Source organism: Photorhabdus sp. RM71S, assembly GCF_042879355.1.
Lineage (GTDB): Bacteria > Pseudomonadota > Gammaproteobacteria > Enterobacterales > Enterobacteriaceae > Photorhabdus > Photorhabdus kayaii.
Genome location: NZ_JBHFKV010000374.1, coordinates 1 through 213, shown reverse-complemented (window position 1 = coordinate 213; position 213 = coordinate 1). Strand labels below are relative to the sequence as shown.

Annotated in this window: 1 protein-coding gene; it reads left to right on the top strand. The window is 63.8% G+C overall.

Going from position 1 to position 213, the window contains the following annotated elements:
- Positions 1-213: hypothetical protein (locus tag ACGF5R_RS25240; protein ID WP_387693402.1), on the top strand; the 213-nt coding region annotated here is incomplete at both ends.

Genomic DNA, 213 nt, shown 5'->3' with positions numbered 1-213 from the left:
AAGGTAACCGCGCAGCGCCCTTGGGTGGGCGGCGCCGACATAATGTTCCGTTAAGCGTGGCGGGCCGTTCAGGCCCATTGCGCTTAATGCCACATTATGTTGAATGGCGGCTGACCGGCAACGATTGTGACAGAGAACGCCGAAGTTCAGCGCCGGGCGGGCGGCATTTACCGCCGGGCACGCCGATGGTAGGGAGGCAGTCCGTGCGCAGGG